We start from the raw sequence: 343 nt of genomic DNA on the forward strand, positions 1-343 counted from the left end.
GTGTTTTTCATTCTTTAGATATTACAAAAGCAGAAGTTCACGACGTTCATTTTTTGAAAAACATAAAAAAGCAAATGTCTGATTGTGTGCTGCTTGGCGACAGAGGATACTTGTCCCAAAGCATTCAATTAGATTTGTTTCAAACGGTAAATATCAAATTGGAAACACCAAAAAGAAATAATCAAAAGGATTATAAGCCACAACCTTATATCTTTAGAAAATCAAGAAAAAGAATTGAAACATTATTTTCACAACTATGCGACCAGTTCAGAATTAGAAACAATTATGCTAAAACTTTTGAAGGTTTTAAAACAAGAATATTAGCAAAAATTACAGCATTAAC

At 29.4% G+C, this 343-nt stretch carries 1 protein-coding gene; it reads left to right on the plus strand.

The features are described 5' to 3' along the window. The coding region (locus WFZ85_RS16120) for an IS982 family transposase (protein ID WP_342697271.1) at positions 1-343 on the plus strand (343 nt) is incomplete at both ends.

Origin of the sequence: Flavobacterium aureirubrum, from assembly GCF_038739835.1 — a bacterium.
In the GTDB taxonomy this organism is placed as follows: Bacteria; Bacteroidota; Bacteroidia; order Flavobacteriales; family Flavobacteriaceae; genus Flavobacterium; species Flavobacterium aureirubrum.